Genomic DNA, 21,738 nt, shown 5'->3' with positions numbered 1-21,738 from the left:
CTATGCCCATTTTTTGCACCCTTGTAGGCATCCCCACTTCTCAAATCTCCATAAGGCCAAAGGGAATTGGGTACGGTATAGTGATCATTGCCCAAACTGGAATAGGCAGCTATTACCAATTTTTCTACATTTTCAGGAGTATTCAATTGGGAATCCGAAATGGCCCCCAAAGGTGAGTTGTCCAAAAAATCATCATTACAGGAAAGACTGAACAATCCTGTCATTATTGTCAATATATATGCTATTTTCTTCATTGTCCAATTACTATAGTGAAACATTAATACCGAGGGTATAAATTGATGGGATTGGGTATCCGTTGCCTGGGTTCTCAGGATCCGGACCCGTATAACTGTCATCTTTTATGGTCCATAGGTTCTGCCCCTGCAGAAAAACCCGAAAATTGGTCAAGTGTAACTTCTCCAAAACCGTTTCGGGAAACGAGTAGCCAAGCTGTAAATTTCGGAGCTTAAGATAAGATCCACTCTCCATAAAGTATGTCGATGTTCTGGCCTCCCAGTTATTGTCCGAAAGGGATAGTGCGGGAATCGTGGAAGTTGGATTACTGGGCGACCATGCCTGTAGTGTCCGCGTACCGTAATTGGTGCCCTGCACGGAAGTAAAATCGGTATAAATTTTTGTGTCATTGAACACATCCAAGCCTGTGATTCCTTGAAAGAAAACATTTAAGCTAAAGTTTCGCCAACGTACATCCGCATTGAAACCGTAGGCAAGGTCTGGATCACCAATGCCAATCCAATCGCGATCATCATCGTCAATGACATCATCACCATTGATATCTGCATACCGAATTCGACCAAGGCCTTTGCCCGGTTGTTCTGCATGAACCAAAACTTGTTCCTCATCAGTAAACAATCCATCTGACACATAACCAAAGAGGGAATTGATGGACCTTCCCAATATATTCTTGTCCCGACCGTTTCCACCATAGGCATTTACCACTTCATCCGGTAAAAAGACCACCTCATTCTTATAGTTTGAGGCATTGGCCGTAAGATCGAACTTAAATTCCCCCACATTAAACTGGTATCCAACAATGGCCTCAATCCCTCGGTTTTCGACAGAGGCCCCATTTACCCATCTGCTTCCACCTTCTCCAACGGCGCCCAAATAAGGGGGGCGTATGAGTATATCTTCCGTTCTCTTGATAAAGTAATCCACAGAAGCTGTCAACTTATGATCAAAAAGCGAAAAATCCGCCCCGAAATTGGTTTGTGTGGTCGTTTCCCATTTTAGATCCGGATTGGCTTGTTGGGTCAATCGAAATCCAGAGGGCAATTCACCACCATCATTCCCATCAATGTCATACGCTGTACCGGCATCGGGAGCCCACGTGGCATTTGTCGCATAATCCGCTATATAGAGGTTGTGAATCGCCGTATTTGAGATTTCCTGGTTTCCGTTCTGTCCCCATCCAAATCTGAATTTAAAATCTGAAACAAAGTCAAGATTTTCCATGAAGTTCTCTTCGGATACCCGCCAACCGAGTGAAAATGCCGGAAAAATTCCATATTGGTAGTTTTTCCCAAAACGGGAAGATCCATCCCGACGTACGGTTGATGATAAAAGATACTTATCATCATAGGAGTAATTGATTTTTCCAAAGAATGATCGTAAAGAAGATCTGGATCCAGAGCCACCTGCTGTCGGAAGTTCCGTTCCGACATCCAAGAAGGCATAATCAATATCCTCTATGGCCAATCCCCTTTTAGAAGCGGAAAACTCCTCGTTCTCAAATTTAATTTGCTCAAATCCGGCCAAAAAATTCAGCTTATGCTCCTTGAATTCAAAATCATAGGTAAGCGTATTTTGAAAAACCCAACTTCCTGAGTACCACGTATTGTTCATTACAGTGTTATTGGGTTGGCTCAAAAAACCAGAAGTATAGCTCTTTTCCAAGTGACGGAGATAGTGCAGGCCATAATCCAATCCAAAGCTACTGCGTAACCGCAACCCATTAACCGGCTCCAATTCCATATAGATGTTTCCCATAGGACGCAGATATACACTTTTATTCTGCAGATTGTCCTCAATCAATCTTACCGGGTTATGCCTATCGGACATCCCAGGGGCCGGACCACCCCAACCTCCGTCAACTGTATGTACAGGAACAATAGGCTGTTGGACCAGGGCCAGGAACATAATGTCATCGGCAGGGACATTGACTTCGGATTGTCGCGATATTTGAAAGTTCTCCCCTATGCGCAGTGTATTGTTTAAAAAACGAAACTCCGAGTTGACCCTCAAACTGGTCCTTTTCACATTGGTCCCCCTAATGACACCATCATTGTCCATATGTCCCAACGACAATAAAAAATCGGCATCTTCCGTACCCTTTGAAAAGGTAAGGTTAAGGTTTTTGATAAACGAGGGCTCGCTCACTTCATCAAACCAATCTGTATCCGCCGGCCGCATGGTCCGTTGTGGATCAATGAATTCAGGGAACAACACCCCATTCAATTGGGGATTCCCCTCACTGTCATTCTGAGTATCAAAAAGATAAATATTATGATTGGGTTCGATACCATCATTGACCATGGCACGCCATGCCACTTGGGCATGTTCCCTAGTATTTAGAACATCCAAATGTTCCCCATACTGTTGGAAGGATAATGTTGATGTCAAATCAACACGCACTTTACCAGATTTCGCCTTTTTGGTTGTTATGATAACGACACCATTGGCTGCCCGGGAACCGTAAATACTTGCTGAGGATGCATCCTTCAATACTTGAACGGACTCAATATCATTTGGGTTCAGCTCATGCATTCCCTTTTTGGTGGGCACCCCATCAATCACATATAGCGGATCATTATTGTTCAAAGTTCCAATACCCCTTATACGTATGGTTGCAGGGGAACCAGGATGGCCATTGGTGGTTATGTTGACACCTGGAAGGCGACCTTGAAGATTCTTGATAATATTTCCAGGGGGAAGGTCTTTCACCTCGTCCATATCCGCCACCGAAACGGCTCCCGTCAAATCTGCCTTTCGCTGGGTTCCATATCCGACCACCACAACTTCTTCAAGCTTAGAAGTGGCTTCCTGTAATATAATCTCCAAAAAAGCTTGGTCATCAACTTCAATCTCTTTACTGGTAAAGCCAATATAAGATACCATCAGAATGGGGTCCGCACTTGAAACCTCGAGCGAGAAATTTCCATCAAAATCCGTTTGGGTCCCATTTGTGGTCCCTTTCTCTACCACACTTGCCCCGGGCAGTGGCATTCCCCCGACATCGGTAACGGTCCCACTGATACGTTGCTGATCACCCAATTCTTTGATCAATATGGTGTTGTTGTCTGTAAGGATAAATGAAAAGCCGCCCAGTTCCATTAATTGCTTCAATAGCTTTGAAACCTTCATGGTCCCCCTATCCAAGGTCATCATGGGAAAATCTCGAAACATTTCCTCTGGGTAGATGAACCTGTAGTCTGTTTGGGCGTCAATAATATCAAACACCTCATCCACAGATACCGTAATGTCCTCATCTATCACAATTTTGGTGCTCTGGGACAATGCGTTATCTGGAGTAAAGCTAAATACGGTTGCACAAAACAAGAAGATATAGATTCTCATAATGTAGTTCAAAAGCCCTCTTCCCCAAAAGAAGGGCCTATTGGTTAATTTAATTTCCATAAATTCGCAATGGTTGTTAGTTGGTTAAACATTGTTTACTGATTAATAATCGTCAAGGGGGATACAGTCTGGTACTTTCCAAGGGTCTAAACTGGATTCCTCCTTTTTATTTTTAAACTGGTTTTTCTACATAGGCATCTTTTTTGGTTACTTCAACAGCAATGTCTTTTGGTTTATTTCATAGGACTGGATGGCATTGGTGCCCTGGAGTGCAGATAGAATCTCCTCAATACTCTGGAATCGATCCAAAGTCCCCATAAATCGTTTCTCCTCCAATTTTTCATCTTCATAAACGACCTCAAAATCATACCATCGGGACAATACCCGCATGATGTCCTTTAATGGCATGTGCCTAAAGCTGAACAGTCCTTCTTTCCAAGCAGTTTCTCTCGATACATTTACGTTGACCACAGTGATACGATTGGAATTGAGATCAAGTTTGGTCTGTTCTCCCGGATTCAGGAAGGTGGCCCCACCATTATAGTCAACAGCCACTTTACCTTCTGCCAAGGTTGTATACACTATAGTCTCATCCTTATATGCCTTGATATTGAATTCAGTACCTAGGACCTCCACCTCTTGTTGGCCATGGTATACTTTAAAATCAGCCCCTTGATGTTCCGTGCTAGGGGATACATCAAAATAGGCCTCCCCATACACCAATTCAACCACCCGGCTTTCCCCTTCGGGAAAACTTGTGGGGTATTTTAACCGAGTTTCAGAATTTAACCATACCCGGGTACCGTCAGCCAGCTTTAAATTAAACTGACCTCCTCTAGGAATGGTAAGAGAATTATAAACAATACGCTCTTTGTCTTGCTCCGCAGCCTGATATACAATCTCCTCACCATTACTAACCAAATGTTGGTTTTGGTAATTCTGTCCCTTTTCCAATACCACTTCTTCGCCAGAATCCAGTGTAAGTGTTGCCTTATCGGTTCCCGCTTCAATCTCATTATTTACAATGATAGGTGTACTGGGGGGCCTTTGGGTATTGACCACATCATTTCTGAAGAAATAGGCCAAGGCAATGAGGCCCACAAAAATGGCAGCGGCCGCATATCTGAACCATGGTCTTCCCATGGGCAACACCGTGGTTTTGGTATTCAATTCACGCTTGGCCATCAGATCATCATAGGCCTTATCCGTATCAAAGGACATGCAGTGGGCATTGATCAAATGGTAGATTTGAATCTCTTCTTCCAAAAACGACCTGTTCTCTGGAAGTTCCATCCAATCCTTTAGATCTTTGACCTCCTCTTGAGAAAGTTCTTTCCTGAGAAATTTAGCAATAAGTGTATCTGGGTTTTGTTCCACGTTTCTACTATGGTTTATATATGTTACGGGGATTTTTAAAAAACCCCCACGGGTTTTTAAATTATTTTTTATTTATATTATGATAACTTTACTTTTTGTTTATCAAAACGATTCCCCCATTGACCAATATGTCAAACTTTAAAGAGATTGGTGAAAAAAAGCTGATAACCGCCCTAAAAAATGGTGACGAGGACGCCTTTAAAAAAGTCTACCTCCACTACTATGAACGCTTGTGCGTGTATATTCTAAACTTTACCACCAATAGGGACCTTGCCCAGGACATCGTTCAGGATACCTTTTTAAAGCTATGGAACAAAAAGGAAAACCTGCGAACCGATGGTTCGCTGAACAGTTATCTCTACAAAATCACCTATACCAATTTTATCGACACTCACAGAAAGGACAAAAAACTTCTGGATGAACTGGAAGAAATCCGATTGAATGCTTTGACCCCTCTGGTCGAGGACCATGATCTTTTTGAACAAAGACTTAAAAATGTAAAACTGGCCATCGAAAAGCTCCCTCCCCGCCGTAAACAAATATTTATGATGAATAAGCAAAGTGGAATGCGGTATAAAGAAATTGCAGATCAATTGGACATTTCAATAAAGACGGTCGAAAACCAAATTGGAAAAGCTTTGTCCTCTATCCGAAAAAGCATCAAATCCTCCATGTACTCTTTATTTATTTTATTTAGAAGGGTCAATTCTCAATAATCAAATTATCAAATAAAAATCAAAATCTCCACCATATGGGGCATTGCTGAATAATATTCAACAACTAACATGGAGTATGTGAATTAATGTTAAAATCGAATTGGTTAAAAGTAGAACAATAAGTACCCCAAATTCTTACCCCCAACTTTTGCGCATGGATCCTATCGGGTTTTTGTAGTGTTCCGGTAGATAAGCGTATTGCAAAAACCCGATAGGGCGCAACCTACCTTTTTCATTTCAGTAGCCCATGTCCTCACCAGCTCCCCTTGCCTTATCTATTCCCCTACCTAGAGCTTTGATGATCTTGGCTGCCATTTGTACTTTATTGGTCGGTATACTGGGAGCCTTTACCCCCATTGTTTTAAGTAATTTAAAGGCCATGTCCTTTTCCTTGGTGGGCAGTCCCATGACCTTGGCAAAGAACTTCCCAGGTTCCTTGGCATGGGCCTTTCTTCCAACATAGGATTCCACATAGTTCCTTTTGAAGCCCGTTGTCCTGTCAAAGGTCTTTTCGGCTGCTTGGTAAAAACTGTCCCTATCAAATCCCCTTTTGACCGTCTTTCCGTTCAGTACCACTTCGGAGGCCTTGTGCTTTGCCATTGGGGAAAGCGTATAGGTGTTCGTTACATCCCTTCTGCTTACTATGATGTGGATATGGGTCTGTGGCCCCTCCTTTTGCATCCCTGCGGCCACCAATTGCCCGTTCTGCTTGTGTGGGGCCAATCTTTCCTGCTCTTTGATTCTTTTTTCAAGCCCTTTGACATTCCCAATGGATTCGCCACGCTCCACTTTCCGTATCTCGTTCTTGAGCCTAGCTATTTCTCCCCGGTAAGGCGCATTCTCCTGAACCTGCTTATCGAAGCCTCTATAAGTGCGTTCATGTTCGATTTTGGCATAATACTTTAAGTTCTCTGCCTTTACCTCTTGGTTGCGGTGGAAGCTCTTGGCATAGTCCTCCATGAGTTTTCTTGTATATTCCCTTAGCAGATTTGGGTCATTTCCAATTGCCTGTAATTCCCTTTTATTGGGACTTACCACTATGGAATAGAACTTTGGGTCTTTCTGCCTTAGTTTTGCCGTATTGGCATCTATTTCATCAATGACCGTTTGAGGGCTTACACTGTCGTTCTCTCGGTCAAAGAATTCTTCCCTTTGTTCGGGCAATCTGTCCTCGTTTTCCTTTTCCAAATAGTCCACATAGTTCCCTACACTGGAGTTGTAGGTACTGCCCATTTTCTGTGCTGAGATGGTAAGGTACATGAGCGTTATCTTAATTGGTATTTCAAGCTTTCAAAGTCCCTGATTCCCATATTGATTTTCAGATAAGGCTTTCCCATCATTGGCTCTACCTTATCCACACTGTTGAGGATTTCATTGCAATGCTTTTTATATTCTTTGAATTCTTGCAATATTCTATCGTACTCCACTTTCGGAACGGTATTTCTTGGCTCCAAAAAATCCATTCGCTCTTCCTGTATCTGGACAGGTTCCCGTCTGGGTTTCCTCCCATCCTTTACATAGGCCTCATAAAGAATCAACATCATTTCATAGGTCGGTCGGATACTGGTCTTTTCCATGTTCTTGATTATGGCAATGAGCCTATCGAATTTTTTCATCATCTGACGCTCCAATTTTTTGATACTGTTAATGATAATCTTCGTTCCCTCTCCAAAAGGGTCAAGATGGTTCTCCTTGAAGTATTGTACCATTGCATCCAATACCTCGCTATGCGATTTGCCGAACTTTTTGGAATAGCTGCGAAAGCGTGTGGCCGTTTCTTTCTTTACCGTGATATTGGAATAACCACCTGTACCCTTCTTTGTACTGCCTTTGGTTTTTTGCTTTTCCATGGGTGCATTTTGTTTTTTAGTGAAATTGCGACAATTTTTTCGTCAAAAATTTCCAGTGTTTACAGGGTTTCCCAAAGGGTTTACTGTAGATTTCGGAAAAACCTACTGTAGTCCCTGATTTTGTGGAGTATTACAAAATCAATTCAATTAACTGGTTTTCAACTTGTTGAAGACCCGAAAACAACCGTGATGGCGCAATCTGCGCATCACCCTCTTGCTATTCCGAACAACTCCCATTCAGTCGTAGTTCTGAATACCCTTTTCAATCCCCGATTGCCTTTTTATGTTCCTTTTGGTTCATATGGTCAATCAGGTTCTGCATGTCCTCCCCTATCTTGTGTTCCAGTACCCTTGCATAGATCTGTGTGGTGGTCAGTTTGGTGTGTCCCAACATCTTGGAAACGGTTTCGATTGGAACACCATTGGACAGTGTTACCGTTGTTGCAAAAGTGTGCCTGCCCGTATGAAATGAAATATTCTTATAGATTCCGCAGGCCTTTGTAATCTCCTTTAAATAACTGTTGGTCTTTTGGTTGCTCAATACAGGTAATAGCCTTCCGTGTATCAACCTTTCATTACAGTTTTTATATTTATCCAAAATTTGTTTTGCTTTGGGAAGTAATGGAACTTTGACCGTTTCATTGGTCTTTTCCCTTTTCGTATAAATCCAAAGGTTCCCATCTATCCCAAACCTCAAATGATCTATATCTAGAGCCTTCACATCTCCATAGGCCAATCCGGTATAGCATGAAAAAAGAAACGTGTCCTTCACTCGCTCATACCCCTTTCCTGAAAATGTTGTTTCCTCAATCAGCCTGAGTTCCCTTTCGGTCAAAAAAGAGCGTTCAGTCTTCTTATATCGCTTTTTATGATTTACAAAGGGGTCTTTGTCCAACCATTCCAACCTAACGGCAAGATTTACCATTTTCCTTAGACGCTCCAAATGTTTCATGGCCCCGTTATTGGTGCACTTCTTTCCCTTTTGGAGTTCAGGCCCATTGATCAAGTGATTTTCAAAATCGGTAATGAACTTGTAGTTCAATTGTTTCAAATTGATATCTTCAAGTCTGCGCGTTTCATGTAAAAACCTCTTGAGATATTTTTCTGTACCATAATAGTTTTTCATGGTTCCCGGGCGAAGCTTACTCTTTTGTGATTCGTTGTGGTATTTGATAAGTTCTAAAAGAGTCTTGTGTTGCTCGTCCTGCCCTAGATAACGGGCCTTGATTGCCTGAGCCGTGATAAGCTTGTCCTCACGCAACAATTGTTTATGGGTGTCCATGATGGCACCATACACCTCATCCAGATAGCTGTTCAACAAACGGGCCTTGTGGGTTAGTCCATGGAGTCTTCCTCTCGTTTCATCCCATTCATTCACCGAAACATATCGTTTCAGGCTGATTTCTGCCCGTTTTCCGTTGACAGTGATGCGGGCATAAATGGTCAATTTTTCAGGGTTGTTGGAAGTATCCCTTGTGAAGAGCAGAACCTTTAAAGTGTTGGAATTTCGCATAATACATAGCTTTTGGGTTTGACAAAACAGGTTTGCAAAACACCCATAAACAGCGTCAAACTGTAGCTAAATTATGCACAAGGAACGTACCGAACCATTCACCGAACTCTACACCATTTATATGTATTTAAATGATATCAAATGAATGCATAAAAAACAAAAAGCACTGTCAATCAGTCAGTTGACAGTGCTTTAATACCACCTATTTAGTGGTTCGTCGGGGTGGCAGGATTCGAACCTGCGACCTCCTGCTCCCAAAGCAGGCGCGATAACCGGGCTACGCTACACCCCGAAAACACAGCCTATTCGGCTGAAATATTTCATAGTCAAAATCTCAAACTCCAATAAACACTACTGTTAAGTAGCCCACTCGGGCGGAGTTTATACCGAGCGATGTTGAGGTACTTTCCCTCAAAAATATTCCAAATGAAAAGGAAAAAGCGGAGAGACTGGGACTCGAACCCAGGCGACAGTTACCCGCCGACAGATTAGCAATCTGCTCCGTTACCACTCCGGCACCTCTCCTAGTTTTATTTTATGAACGTGCATTCTAAAAATGCGGATGCAAATGTACCTTTTCATACAATAGATCGCAACTATTTTTCAATTTTTTTGAAACCATTTGATTTCCAGTATACCTCATTCAGGATACTCCACTCGAAGATGGTAAATATTGGTGAGTTTTTGTTTTAAAACCTTTTTCACCATCTCAATTTCCTTAAGTGTAATATTTGCGTTCAAAAACTGGTCGGCTTGCATTTGTCCTTTCACAATTTTGTCCACAAACTCATCGATAATGGTAAACGTAGGGTTTTTTAAACTTTTGGAAGCTGCTTCCACCGCATCCGACATCATTAAAATGGCAGTTTCCTTTGAAAATGGAATCGGACCTGGATATTTAAAATCATCCGAATCAACCTCTGATTCCAACTCTTGTTGCTTCTTAAAAAAATAATATACCAAAGTAGTACCATGGTGGGTTCGGATGAAATCTATAACCCTATCCGGAATATTGTTCTTGCGTGCTATTTCAATTCCCGTAATAACATGATCTACGATTATTTTGGCACTTTCCCTAGGCGGAAGATCGTCATGGGGATTGACATTGGTAATTTGATTCTCTGTGAAATAGGTCGGTTTGTCCATCTTGCCAACATCATGGTATAGTGCACCTACTCTTACCAACATGGCGTTTGCCCCAATCTCATTCGCAGCTGCTTCGGCTAGATTGGCCACTTGTAACGAATGATGAAATGTCCCCGGCGCCTTATCTGAGAGCTCTTTTAATAGCTTTGAATTGGTGTCTGAAAGCTCCAACAGGGAAACATCAGAAACCAAACCAAAAATCTTTTCAAACATATAGATCAAAGGTTGTGCAAACAAGGTCAATAGCCCATTCAAAACAAAAACTCCAAATAAAATCCATTCTATGTTTTCAAGATTACCTTCATGGATAGCGTGAAAAGCAAAATAGCCAATGATGTAAATCAAAGTGATTTGTCCGACAGAAATGAAGAGATTGGCCCTTTTATACAGTTCCGATGCGGTTAAAATGGTTACGATACCAGCAATAATCTGCAAAAAGATATACTCAAAACTATTTGGCACCACAAAACCAAGAATCAATACGGAGAGTACATGGACGAACAACCCCAATCGGGCATCAAAAAAGTTTTTTAACACAAGAGGAAGGATGCAAAGCGGTACAACATACACAAAACTTTCATAATGCTTCACTGTGAAGGTGGTGGCAAGTACCATCAGAAGGATATTGAAAAAGATAAAAGTGACCTTATTATTGTTCTTAAAGATTTCATTTCGATATCGCTTTAAGAACAAAAACAGCATGATCAACACCAATGCTACCAAAATGGTGTAGCCCAAAAGAATAAAATAGTAATTATTACCGCGCCACAGTTCGGATTCGTACTCATCCTTCAGCGAGTTTAGTATTTTAAAATTTTCAGCTTCAACTACCTCTCCCTTGGCAATGATCAATCTTCCTTCGGCTACCTCACCCCGGGTAAATGAAATTTTGGAGAGCTCCTCTTCCAAAGCCTTATTGGTAAGGGACTCCGCATAAGAGAGATTGGGCCTAATATTTCTTTGAATGATATTTCCCAGCCTTACATCCCCTTGAAAACTTCTACTTGATAAAATACCGCCTATTCGTTCTTTCGCTTCCTGAACATCCATAAAATTATTAGGGTCCAACGGCAAAGCCTTGTTGTTCTTCACCACTACAATGGAGTTCGATGAGGGCAAATCATGAAACACCCCAAGCTTGTAAATACTATCGATAACCTCTTCGGCCGTGTTTGATATCGTTCGCTGTTCCCGACTAGAAATGGAGTTTGCTTCAAACAGTCCGTTCAGCTCTTGTTGCACATCATTTTTGATGGTGGTCACCGTTGAAGCATCAAACGTATAATAATCGGTTTTTCTATTGCGGAGCAATTGTTGCTCTTGGGCTATCTCCTCCTGTGTCTTTTTAATGGAAAAATCTATGGGCGCATAAAGATTCTCATACTGCCAAGGTTTTCCTTTCTGAAACTCATACTTGAACTTCCCCCCTTTCGGAAAAAAGAAAACAATGAGTCCTACTGAAATCAGGTATAGAAAGTACTTGTAGGCAAGTGATTGATGCTTATATACATTATCCAAAGTCTTTCCCATTCCTTGTGCTGTTCTCATCAAAAATAGAAAATATAAATAAGAAGTGGGCCTCAAAGTGATTCTGGACCTTTTGCATTTAATTTTAGTATTTTCGCATCAATAAAAATGCACATATGAACAAAGTTGTTATTGTTTCTGCAGCTAGGACCCCAATAGGTAGCTTTATGGGTGCTTTGTCCACCGTACCGGCCCCTAAATTGGGTTCCATTGCCATTAAGGGAGCGTTGGAAAAAATAGGTCTTAAACCCGAGCTGGTTGAGGAAGTTTTAATGGGAAATGTGGTTCAGGCAGGCACAGGTCAGGCACCTGCCCGCCAAGCAGCCCTTTATTCAGGTATCCCCAATACGGTTCCTTGCACTACGGTCAATAAGGTTTGTGCTTCTGGAATGAAAGCCATTATGCAAGGTGCCCAATCCATTGCTTTGGGAGAAAATTCCATTGTAGTGGCCGGAGGTATGGAAAACATGAGTCTTATCCCCCACTATGTACACATGCGGAACGGTGTAAAATTTGGTCCAACGACCATGGTAGATGGCATGCAAAAAGATGGGTTGGTAGATGCATATGACCAAAATGCCATGGGTGTTTGTGCTGATGCATGTGCTTCCAAATATGAGTTTAGCCGAGAGGACCAAGATGCCTACGCCATTCAATCTTATAAGAGATCGGCAGAAGCATGGGGTTCCGGAAAATTTAAGGACGAAGTTGTTCCTGTGGAAGTTCCCCAGCGCAGAGGTGAACCCATAATCGTGAATGAAGATGAGGAGTATAAAAACGTAAAGCTTGAGAAAATTCCAGCATTGCGTCCTGCTTTCACCAAAGAGGGTACGGTAACGGCCGCAAATGCTTCAACCATAAATGACGGAGCGGCTGCGGTTGTGCTCATGAGCGAAGAAAAAGCGAAGGAACTTGGGTTGGAACCATTGGCCTATATTAAAGGATACGCTGATGCGGCCCATGAGCCCGAATGGTTTACAACGGCCCCGGCCAAGGCATTGCCCAAAGCACTGGAAAGAGCGGGTGTTTCCCTTTCAGATATTGACTATTTTGAGTTCAATGAGGCTTTTTCTGTGGTGGGATTGGCCAACATAAAGTTATTAGGGCTAACAGATACCAATGTAAATGTGAACGGAGGAGCAGTTTCCTTAGGTCATCCTTTAGGCTGTTCCGGAGCACGAATTACCATTACCCTGCTCAATGTTTTAAAGCAAAACAATGCCAAGTTAGGTGCTGCGGCCATTTGTAATGGTGGCGGTGGTGCTTCGGCAATTGTTCTTGAAAGAATTTAGTTACCCAATTCAGCCAATACATGCAATATGGAGTTTGCCATTTAAGTATTGTTCCCATAAGGGTTCAGCCTGACGATTGTACAGAGATGATTTCACAGCTATTATATGGGGAACATTTTAAAGTATTGGAGAGCAGAAAAAAATGGAGTAGGATTCGTGTGGCCCACGACCAATGCGAAGGATGGGTATCCAACTCGCAATTTATTTTTATCAATGAGTTGGATTACGAAGCATTGACTTCGGGACCTCAAAAGATTTCATCGGATGTAATTTCCCATATCTGTGCCAATAATGGCATGTTGCTTCCTATTTTGCTGGGTTCAATGATTTCTTCGTCACCCTTATTGAACCATTCTTTTGAAGGTACGATCATAGAAGGTGAAAAACCAAAATCCAGTTTAGTCGATACGGCCTTTCTGTATTTGAACGCACCGTATTTAAAGGGTGGCAAAACGCCTTTTGGGATTGATTGCCCCGGATTCACCCAAATGGTTTACAAAATAAATGGACATTCATTACAAAGAGCTGCCGAAGGTCAATCCAAACAAGGAGAGGCTCTTAGCTTTATTGAGGAAAGTGAACCGGGAGATCTAGCCTTTTTCGATAACAATGAAGGTATTATAGATCATGTGGGCATCATTCTAAAGGACAATTACATTATTCACGTCCATGGCCATGTTCGCATTGACAGGTTAGATCATACGGGCATTTTTAATACAGAAGAAAAGTTGTATACCCACCAACTCAGGGTCATCAAGAAAATAGTCTAAAAGAAAAAGGGCCACAGTTTTGCGACCCTTTTTTATGTTTTAGCTTAAAGAAATTACTATTCTCCCAAAAGCTTTTTAACTCTCATAAAGTTTTCTGTATCACCCAAAGCACCATAGATGTTTTTCAATTGGGTCAAGATACTTTGGTTATCGGGATTGGTTTTAACGGCATCTTCCAAAACTTTTGCACCTTCTTGGAACAGACTGTCTTTTTTGGCTTTTAGCTCATCATATTTCGCGATGTCAGCTTTGGAACTCCCTAGAGCGTTCATCTCGTCAATAAGACCGTTACCCTCATTTACATATGTTGTTGAAAGGTTCAACAAAGCATTGATATATCCAGGGTCGATGGCCAAGGTCCTTTTGTAAGCATCTCTTGCATCCTGCAAATTACCTTGCTCCATGTTAATAACACCAATGTTGTACAACAAATCGGCATTGTCTGGAGCCATTTCAGAAGCTTGGGCCATAAGTTCTTTGAACTTTTCTTTATCACCCAATGAATAGTACAGATTAGCTTCTCCCAAAACTAGGTTAACATCCTCTGGATTGGCTTCTCTTGCTTCTGCGTAAGCTTCCAATGCTTTATCAGAGTCCCCCAATTGTTGGTAGATCAAAGCCACATTTTTAACTATCTCAGGTTTTTTGGAAGGGCTTCTTTCTTCCTTTGGATCCTTGTGGGTGCCTGCTTTTACATAAAGGTCCCTAGTGTTTTTATCCATAGTTTCAACCTCTCCGGTCTCCACATTTACAGCGGTGTAAGTTACTCCACTACCGTCGTAATTAATTTCCTTTAACTCGTTGTAGTACTTCAAGGCCTGCTCATACTCTTGACCATTTACAGCACTGCTCGCAGCATAGTACAAATAAACGGTATCAGCTGGGCTCAACTTGTAGCTCAAATACAATTTTTCGGCAGCTTCAGAGAATTTCTGGTTGTTGTTATCCTCAACGGCAGCATTCACTAAATCAGCTGTCATTTGCGCCAATTTTTGTTGTGCCACAGTTGTGTATTTCTCCTTTCCACTGGCCTCTTCAATTGAGATAACCTTGTTGTAGGCGTCAATGGCAGGTTGAAAGGCCTCAGCGTCACCTTTGGATGCCATATCGGAATATACATTTCCCAAAACGGCATAGTATTGTGCCTGCAATCTTTCATCAGCGGCATCAATGCTGGATGCTGCTGCATCCAAAGCAGTTTTTGCAGCTGCAACATCGCCATCTTTCAGTGCTTTTTCCGCATCCCTGATCTCACTCTTCTGGGAAAAGCCCATGGTTGAAATTCCTATGGCTAACAGTATTAAAACTTTAGTCTTCATGTTAAAATGTAATTATTTAGTGTTTATCGATTATTAATTATTCTCCTTGTTCTTATCAATTGCCATGCCATCTTAGTCATTCACCTCAATGTCAAGCACATCAGCATCATCAAGATCATCGTCTTCTTTCATCACTTTGGCTACTGCCGCAATACTATCACCTTCCCTTAAGTTGATGAGTCGAACACCTTGGGTGGCTCTTCCCATTACGCGAAGATCCTCCACACTCATTCGAATGGCAATACCAGATTTGTTAATGATCATCAAGTCATCCGTATCGGTAACGTTCTTGATAGCCACCAGTCCGCCCGTCTTTTCGGTAATGGAAATGGTCTTCACCCCTTTTCCACCCCTATTAGTTACGCGATAATCTTCTAAGTTGGATCTTTTTCCATAGCCATTTTCTGAAACGACCAAGATGTCATCTTCAAAATTATGCACGGATACCATTCCAATGACCTCATCCTTATCATCGGCCAGAGTAATTCCTCGAACTCCAGAAGCGTTCCTACCCATAGGTCGGGTTTTGCTTTCCTCGAAACGGATGGCCTTTCCTGATTTCAATCCTAAGAAAATCTGGCTGGTACCGGTGGTCAATTTGGCTTCCAAAAGCTCATCGCCATCTTTAACGGTAATGGCATTGATGCCATTTTGACGTGGACGGGAATATTGCTCCAGCGATGTTTTCTTCACCGTACCTTTTTTGGTGGCCATAATCACGTAGTGGCTGTTCACGTAATCCTCATCCTTCAAATCTTGGGTACAGATAAAGGCTTTCACCTTATCCTCCATCTCAATATTGATGAGGTTCTGGATGGCCCTTCCTTTGGAAGTTCTACTTCCTTCCGGGATTTCATAGACCCTCATCCAGAAACATTTCCCATTTTGGGTAAAGAACAACATGTATTGGTGGTTGGTTCCCACAAAAAGATGCTCCAAGAAATCCTCATTTCGGGTGGACGAAGCTTTTTGCCCCACACCTCCCCTATTTTGGGTCTTGTATTCGGACAAGCTTGTTCTTTTGATATAGCCAGCGTGGGAAATGGTAATGACCACTTGCTCATCGGGAATCATATCCTCAATGCTCAAGTCACCTCCCGCATAATTGATTTCAGACCTCCTGTCATCACCGTACTTCTCTTTTACTTCCAGCAATTCATCCTTGATGATTTGCATTCTACGCTCTTTCTTGGCAAGAATATCTTTTAAATCTTCAATGGTCTTTAAAAGTTCTGCATGCTCCTCACGTAATTTGTCCTGTTCCAGACCGGTAAGTTGACGCAAACGCATCTCCACAATGGCCTTGGCCTGAACCTCGGTCAACTTAAAGCGCTCCATTAAACTAGTACGTGCCTCTTCAACATTTGAGGATGCCCTAATAATGGCAATTACCTCATCAATGTTATCCGAAGCAATAATCAACCCTTCAAGGATATGTGCTCTGTCTTCGGCCTTTTGCAGCTCGTATTTGGTTCTTCGAACCACCACCTCATGCCTGTGTTCCACAAAATGATGAATGATTTCCTTAAGGTTCAACAACTGCGGTCTACCATTGACCAATGCAATGTTGTTGACACTAAAAGAAGATTGAAGCGCTGTATACTTGTACAGCATATTCAATACGATATTGGGTATGGCATCTCGCTTTAAAATATAAACGATACGCATCCCCTTTCTATCAGATTCATCCCTAATGGATGCAATCCCCTCTATTTTCTTTTCATTGACCAGGTCAGCAGTCTTTTTGATCATGTCTGCCTTATTGACCTGATATGGGATTTCGGTAACAACGATACACTCCCTTCCCTGAACTTCCTCAAACGAAGCTTTGGCGCGCATTACCACACGGCCCCTACCGGTGTGGAAGGCCTCTTTTACACCATCATACCCGTAAATGATACCCCCTGTCGGAAAATCAGGGGCTTTGATATGGGTGATAAGTTCATCTATTTCAATATCATTATTGTCAATGTAGGCTACAGTGCCATCCACTACTTCAGATAGATTGTGAGGTGGCATATTGGTCGCCATACCTACGGCAATACCCGAAGCACCATTTACCAAAAGGTTGGGTACCCGCGTGGGCAGAACGGTAGGTTCTTGCAAGGAATCATCAAAATTGAGTTGATGGTCCACCGTATCCTTATCGATATCGGCCAACATCTCCTCGGCGATCTTCCGCATTTTGGCCTCGGTATAACGCATGGCCGCGGGGCTGTCCCCATCAACTGAACCAAAGTTACCTTGCCCATCTACAAGCATGTACCGTAAACTCCATTCCTGTGCCATACGTACCATGGTGTCATACACCGATGTATCCCCATGCGGGTGGTACTTACCCAAAACCTCCCCAACAATACGGGCAGATTTCTTGTGCGAACTGTTAGATCTTACCCCAAGTTCGTGCATTCCAAAAAGAACCCTACGGTGAACTGGTTTTAGTCCATCACGAACATCTGGCAGGGCACGTGACACAATGACCGACATTGAATAATCAATGTAGGCAGATTTCATCTCATCCTCTATGTTGATAGGAATTAACTTTTCTCCTTCCGCCATGCTAAAATCTTATTGTTTATTTGTGGTTAAAATATCATGGCAATATACGGAAAATAGGCCCTTTCAAAACAATTGGGACTTACTTTATTAAAAAAATTATTAACAGTATTGGAAGGAAGTGTTTATTATAATAAAGGTTTGTTAAACTGGTAAAAAACACCCATTATTTCGACATTTACCACTAGTTTATCGAATAAGGGTACAGTATTTGACTACTGTAACAATACTTTTATTAATTTTAATTGCTGAAAAAGAAAGGTATGGATGATAATTTTTCCCCCCGAGTAAAAGACGTAATAGCATACAGCAAGGAAGAGGCCCTAAGATTGGGGCATGATTTCATTGGTACGGAACACCTTATGCTCGGTCTTTTAAGAGATGGAAATGGCAAGGCCATTAACATTTTGGATGCCCTTGACGTGGATTTGGACCACCTTCGCAGAAAGGTGGAAATCCTTAGTCCGGCAAATCCAAATACGGGAACCATGCAAAAGGACAAGAAAAATCTTCACCTCACCCGCCAAGCCGAGCGTGCGCTGAAGACCACTTTTTTGGAAGCAAAGCTTTTCCAAAGCTCCTCCATTAATACGGCGCACCTGTTGTTGTGCATCCTTAGAAATGAGAATGATCCCACAACAAAACTGCTGCACAAACTAAAAGTGGATTACGATAATGTAAAAGAACAATTCAAATCTATGATCACCAGTGATGATGACTACATAGATTCTCCGCAGGCCGAATCCTTTCCCAGTGATCCAGATGATTCTGGTGATTCCAAGGAAAGTACATTCGGTTCAAGCTCCGGACAAAAAGGCACCAAAAAATCCAAGACTCCTGTTTTGGACAATTTTGGGCGTGACCTTACCCGATTGGCCGAAGACAACAAATTAGACCCTGTTGTGGGACGTGAAAAGGAAATTGAGCGCGTTTCCCAGATATTAAGCCGAAGAAAGAAAAACAACCCACTGCTCATTGGGGAACCCGGCGTAGGTAAAAGTGCCATTGCCGAAGGTTTGGCTTTGCGCATTATCAATAAAAAAGTATCACGGATTCTGTATAACAAGCGCGTGGTCACGCTGGATTTGGCCTCATTGGTGGCCGGTACCAAGTACCGCGGTCAGTTTGAGGAACGAATGAAGGCAGTGATGAACGAGTTGGAAAAGAATGACGACATTATCCTTTTCATTGACGAGATTCACACTATTGTAGGAGCCGGTGGTGCCACAGGCAGTTTAGATGCTTCAAACATGTTCAAGCCTGCATTGGCAAGAGGTGAGATACAATGTATCGGTGCCACTACGTTGGATGAATACAGACAATACATCGAAAAAGATGGTGCCCTTGAACGTCGTTTCCAAAAAGTGATGGTTGAACCTACTTCCGTAGAAGAAACCATTGAAATTTTGATGAACATTAAAGGCAAGTACGAAGATCACCATAACGTCAACTATACCGATGAAGCCATTTTGGCCTGCGTAAAGTTGACCAACAGATATATGACCGACCGCTTTTTACCGGACAAGGCCATTGATGCCTTGGATGAAGCTGGTTCGCGGGTTCACATTGTCAACATGGATGTTCCCAAACAGATTTTGGAGTTGGAAAGTCAGTTGGAAGATGTGCGCGAGTTAAAAAACAGCGTGGTCAAAAAACAAAAGTACGAGGAGGCTGCCAAGCTTCGGGATGACGAAAAGCGTCTTGAAAAAGAGTTGGCTTCCGCACAGGAACGTTGGGAAGAGGAAAGCAGACTCCACCGTGAGACCGTAACCGAGGACAATGTGGCAGATGTGGTTTCCATGATGAGCGGTATTCCCGTGAACAAAATTGCGCAGACCGAAAGCAACAAACTGGCAGAGTTACCCAATTTGATCAAAGGATTTGTTATAGGTCAAGATGAAGCCGTTGCCAAAGTTGCCAAGGCCATTCAGCGTAACCGTGCAGGATTAAAAGACCCCAACAAACCTATTGGGTCATTTATTTTCTTAGGACAAACAGGCGTTGGAAAAACACAGTTGGCCAAAATCTTGGCCAAGGAACTTTTTGATTCTGAAGATGCCCTTATCCGGATAGATATGAGCGAATACATGGAAAAATTCGCCATTTCTAGATTGGTGGGAGCACCTCCGGGATACGTTGGTTATGAAGAAGGCGGACAGTTGACCGAAAAGGTTCGAAGAAAGCCCTACTCTGTCATTTTATTGGACGAGGTTGAAAAGGCCCACCCAGATGTCTTCAATATGTTGTTGCAAGTACTGGATGATGGTTTCCTTACCGATAGTCTGGGAAGAAAGATTGATTTCCGAAATACAATCATCATCATGACCTCCAACATTGGAGCACGTCAATTGAAGGATTTCGGGCAAGGTATTGGTTTCGGTACCGCAGCCAAAAAGGCGCAGGCAGACACCCATCAGAAAAGTGTTATTGAGAATGCCCTTAAAAAGGCATTTGCACCTGAGTTCCTGAACCGTATCGATGATGTGATTGTCTTCAACCCATTGGAAAGAGAGGACATCCACAAAATCATTGATATTGAGTTGAACAAGCTTTACAAGCGCATCAAGGATATCGGTTATAACCTCAGTCTTTCCGATAAGGCCAAGGATTATATTGCCGAAAAAGGCTTTGACAAACAGTACGGAGCGCGACCTCTTAAAAGAGCCATCCAAAAGTATATTGAGGATGCTTTGGCAGAGGAAATTGTAAACTCTAAACTAGAGGAAGGCGACAGTATCTTTATGGATTTGGATGAGAAAAAAGAAGAGCTTACCATCAAAATAAAGAAAACTGAAAAGTCTCCCGAAACTGAAAAGTAAAATCACAACACCCTATAAAAAAAGCTGACATGTGTCAGCTTTTTTTTATTTCCTTGATTTACAGCCCGTGGCCAAATAAGTCTTAAAACACAAACCACAATTCCAATTTTTCATATTTCCACAAAAAAAAGCAGAATCTTATAGAACAACTTGCCCATGGAGCACTAAAAAATTATGTTTGAATTTTATTCATACACAAACATGATATATACACTAACCTACGAGTCGGAAATTGTTAAACCAATGAGCGAACATGAGATGGAAAATTTATTGGAACAATCTCGTAAAAACAACAAACGCGACAATATTACAGGTTGCCTTATATACTATATGGGCGGATTTATACAAGTTCTTGAAGGGGACAGGGCAAAGGTTAGTGCACTTTACAAAAAGATAAAGATGGACAGACGTCACAAAAAAGTCCATATGTTTTCCGAGGATGCAAATGTTGAAAGGAGTTTTCCCAATTGGGGTATGGCATATTATCCCATTGACGCCAATACCACGAACAAAAGCGAATTTGAACAGTTTAAAAGAAATTTATTGCTATTGGCCGATTTGACCGAACCAAAACACCTAACTGCAAAATTGTTCTGGGATAGAACAAAATTTTTAATAACCAATCCACCAAAAGACTTTTAGATCAAATTTTAAGATGACCAAATCTAATTGATCAGCAGAAAAAATAATTCCAACTAAACTTCAAAAATGCTGACCAGTGTCAGGTTTTTTTATGCCAAATTGTAATACAAACGATAATATTGCTTTTAATCTAATATTTTTCAGGTCTCCTAGTGTTCATCATACTTTCGTCTCGAGACACTATAACTATTTGGGGAATGAAATTTACTTCTACGAAGAAGACCGTTGTGGTACGCGAATACCATCTGGACATCGGAACCGTACAGGTTTTTGACAACTACATGGTCGCTACCTTTGATGAAGGTGCCACAGTAACGCTAGAGCGTGCCTATCAAATCATTGGGATTTCGGAAATACATTTTAGGGACAAGAATTTTGGTTATATAAGCCTACGTAGAAATTCGTATGCCGTTGACCCAACCATATACAACTACTTGAGAGGGTTGGAAAACTTAAAGGCGTTTGCCATTGTCTCCAAAAAGGAAATAGATATGCACAATTTCAAGATTGAGAAATTGTTCTACAAAAAACCTATGGAGTTCTTTATTGAGTTCGACAATGCTTTGGCTTGGATAAAGAAAAGGGTGAAATCTGTCAAAGGAAAGAATTAAAGC

14 protein-coding genes, 2 tRNA genes and 1 pseudogene are annotated in these 21,738 nt (G+C 41.9%); 6 read left to right on the top strand and 11 right to left on the bottom strand.

The window, feature by feature from the left end; genetic code table 11:
- From AB1A65_RS16535 to AB1A65_RS16525, 3 genes and pseudogenes are all read right to left on the bottom strand, one after another.
- Positions 1-254: pseudogene (locus AB1A65_RS16535) on the bottom strand (RagB/SusD family nutrient uptake outer membrane protein); the annotation flags it as partial.
- 10 nt (positions 255-264) lie between these two features.
- Positions 265-3,657: a TonB-dependent receptor gene (locus tag AB1A65_RS16530; RefSeq protein WP_366591034.1), complete on the bottom strand. Its 3,393-nt coding sequence runs from the start codon at positions 3,655-3,657 to the stop codon at positions 265-267.
- 147 nt (positions 3,658-3,804) lie between these two features.
- Positions 3,805-4,974, bottom strand: coding sequence for a FecR domain-containing protein (locus AB1A65_RS16525; RefSeq protein WP_366591033.1), 1,170 nt, complete (start codon positions 4,972-4,974; stop codon positions 3,805-3,807).
- A 128-nt stretch (positions 4,975-5,102) separates the two neighbouring features.
- On the opposite strand from AB1A65_RS16525, the gene AB1A65_RS16520 reads away from it, so the two are divergent.
- Positions 5,103-5,690, top strand: coding sequence for an RNA polymerase sigma-70 factor (locus AB1A65_RS16520; protein ID WP_366591041.1), 588 nt, complete (start codon positions 5,103-5,105; stop codon positions 5,688-5,690).
- Positions 5,691-5,927: 237 nt separating this feature from the next.
- Here AB1A65_RS16520 and mobB read toward each other — a convergent pair whose 3' ends face one another.
- The 6 genes from mobB to AB1A65_RS16490 form a co-directional block, all read right to left on the bottom strand.
- Positions 5,928-6,950: a MobB family relaxase gene (gene mobB / locus AB1A65_RS16515; protein WP_366591032.1), complete on the bottom strand. Its 1,023-nt coding sequence runs from the start codon at positions 6,948-6,950 to the stop codon at positions 5,928-5,930.
- Positions 6,951-6,955: 5 nt separating this feature from the next.
- Positions 6,956-7,540 (bottom strand): BfmA/BtgA family mobilization protein, encoded by a 585-nt coding sequence (locus AB1A65_RS16510; protein WP_366591031.1) that lies wholly within the window; start codon positions 7,538-7,540, stop codon positions 6,956-6,958.
- Between the two features lie 262 nt (positions 7,541-7,802).
- Entirely contained in the window at positions 7,803-9,053 is a 1,251-nt protein-coding gene (locus tag AB1A65_RS16505) for a site-specific integrase (RefSeq protein WP_366591030.1), read from the bottom strand.
- Between the two features lie 217 nt (positions 9,054-9,270).
- Positions 9,271-9,345, bottom strand: a tRNA-Pro gene (locus tag AB1A65_RS16500).
- A 149-nt stretch (positions 9,346-9,494) separates the two neighbouring features.
- Positions 9,495-9,578, bottom strand: a tRNA-Ser gene (locus tag AB1A65_RS16495).
- Between the two features lie 114 nt (positions 9,579-9,692).
- On the bottom strand, positions 9,693-11,729 hold the full coding sequence (locus tag AB1A65_RS16490) for an HDIG domain-containing metalloprotein (RefSeq protein ID WP_366591040.1): 2,037 nt from the start codon (positions 11,727-11,729) through the stop codon (positions 9,693-9,695).
- Positions 11,730-11,842: 113 nt separating this feature from the next.
- On the opposite strand from AB1A65_RS16490, the gene AB1A65_RS16485 reads away from it, so the two are divergent.
- Positions 11,843-13,018: an acetyl-CoA C-acyltransferase gene (locus AB1A65_RS16485; protein ID WP_366591029.1), complete on the top strand. Its 1,176-nt coding sequence runs from the start codon at positions 11,843-11,845 to the stop codon at positions 13,016-13,018.
- A 20-nt stretch (positions 13,019-13,038) separates the two neighbouring features.
- Positions 13,039-13,788 carry an NlpC/P60 family protein gene (locus tag AB1A65_RS16480; protein ID WP_366591028.1) on the top strand — a complete coding sequence of 250 codons (750 nt, stop codon included), beginning with the start codon at positions 13,039-13,041 and terminating at the stop codon, positions 13,786-13,788.
- A gap of 56 nt (positions 13,789-13,844) precedes the next feature.
- On the opposite strand, the gene AB1A65_RS16475 is transcribed toward AB1A65_RS16480, so the two are convergent.
- Both AB1A65_RS16475 and gyrA read right to left on the bottom strand, forming a co-directional pair.
- A complete protein-coding gene (locus AB1A65_RS16475; protein WP_366591027.1) occupies positions 13,845-15,107 on the bottom strand; it encodes a tetratricopeptide repeat protein in 1,263 nt (420 codons plus the stop codon).
- A 72-nt stretch (positions 15,108-15,179) separates the two neighbouring features.
- Positions 15,180-17,666 carry a DNA gyrase subunit A gene (gene gyrA, locus AB1A65_RS16470; protein ID WP_366591026.1) on the bottom strand — a complete coding sequence of 829 codons (2,487 nt, stop codon included), beginning with the start codon at positions 17,664-17,666 and terminating at the stop codon, positions 15,180-15,182.
- 260 nt (positions 17,667-17,926) lie between these two features.
- Here gyrA and AB1A65_RS16465 point away from each other — a divergent pair, with 260 nt between their 5' ends.
- The 3 genes from AB1A65_RS16465 (at position 17,927) to AB1A65_RS16455 (ending at position 21,735) form a co-directional block, all read left to right on the top strand.
- On the top strand, positions 17,927-20,482 hold the full coding sequence (locus AB1A65_RS16465; RefSeq protein ID WP_366591025.1) for an ATP-dependent Clp protease ATP-binding subunit: 2,556 nt from the start codon (positions 17,927-17,929) through the stop codon (positions 20,480-20,482).
- 201 nt (positions 20,483-20,683) lie between these two features.
- Positions 20,684-21,124, top strand: a complete 441-nt coding sequence (locus tag AB1A65_RS16460; protein ID WP_366591024.1) for a BLUF domain-containing protein — start codon at positions 20,684-20,686, stop codon at positions 21,122-21,124.
- Positions 21,125-21,321: 197 nt separating this feature from the next.
- Complete coding sequence (locus tag AB1A65_RS16455) at positions 21,322-21,735, top strand: STAS/SEC14 domain-containing protein (RefSeq protein ID WP_366591023.1); 414 nt, start codon at positions 21,322-21,324, stop codon at positions 21,733-21,735.
- Positions 21,736-21,738 lie beyond the last annotated feature (3 nt).

Source organism: Allomuricauda sp. ANG21 (assembly GCF_040705235.1).
In the GTDB taxonomy this organism is placed as follows: domain Bacteria; phylum Bacteroidota; class Bacteroidia; order Flavobacteriales; family Flavobacteriaceae; genus Flagellimonas; species Flagellimonas marina.
This window is presented reverse-complemented; position numbering and strand designations above follow the sequence as displayed.

Bases quoted from the DNA above. Each gene is read 5' to 3' on its own strand.
- AB1A65_RS16530 (WP_366591034.1), bottom strand. From the start codon at position 3,657: ATGGAAATTAAATTAACCAATAGGCCCTTCTTTTGGGGAAGAGGGCTT.
- AB1A65_RS16520 (WP_366591041.1), top strand. From the start codon at position 5,103: ATGTCAAACTTTAAAGAGATTGGTGAAAAAAAGCTGATAACCGCCCTA.
- mobB (WP_366591032.1), bottom strand. From the start codon at position 6,950: ATGTACCTTACCATCTCAGCACAGAAAATGGGCAGTACCTACAACTCC.
- AB1A65_RS16510 (WP_366591031.1), bottom strand. From the start codon at position 7,540: ATGGAAAAGCAAAAAACCAAAGGCAGTACAAAGAAGGGTACAGGTGGT.
- AB1A65_RS16505 (WP_366591030.1), bottom strand. From the start codon at position 9,053: ATGCGAAATTCCAACACTTTAAAGGTTCTGCTCTTCACAAGGGATACT.
- AB1A65_RS16490 (WP_366591040.1), bottom strand. From the start codon at position 11,729: ATGGGAAAGACTTTGGATAATGTATATAAGCATCAATCACTTGCCTAC.
- AB1A65_RS16485 (WP_366591029.1), top strand. From the start codon at position 11,843: ATGAACAAAGTTGTTATTGTTTCTGCAGCTAGGACCCCAATAGGTAGC.
- AB1A65_RS16480 (WP_366591028.1), top strand. From the start codon at position 13,039: ATGCAATATGGAGTTTGCCATTTAAGTATTGTTCCCATAAGGGTTCAG.
- AB1A65_RS16475 (WP_366591027.1), bottom strand. From the start codon at position 15,107: ATGAAGACTAAAGTTTTAATACTGTTAGCCATAGGAATTTCAACCATG.
- gyrA (WP_366591026.1), bottom strand. From the start codon at position 17,666: ATGGCGGAAGGAGAAAAGTTAATTCCTATCAACATAGAGGATGAGATG.
- AB1A65_RS16465 (WP_366591025.1), top strand. From the start codon at position 17,927: ATGGATGATAATTTTTCCCCCCGAGTAAAAGACGTAATAGCATACAGC.
- AB1A65_RS16460 (WP_366591024.1), top strand. From the start codon at position 20,684: ATGATATATACACTAACCTACGAGTCGGAAATTGTTAAACCAATGAGC.
- AB1A65_RS16455 (WP_366591023.1), top strand. From the start codon at position 21,322: ATGAAATTTACTTCTACGAAGAAGACCGTTGTGGTACGCGAATACCAT.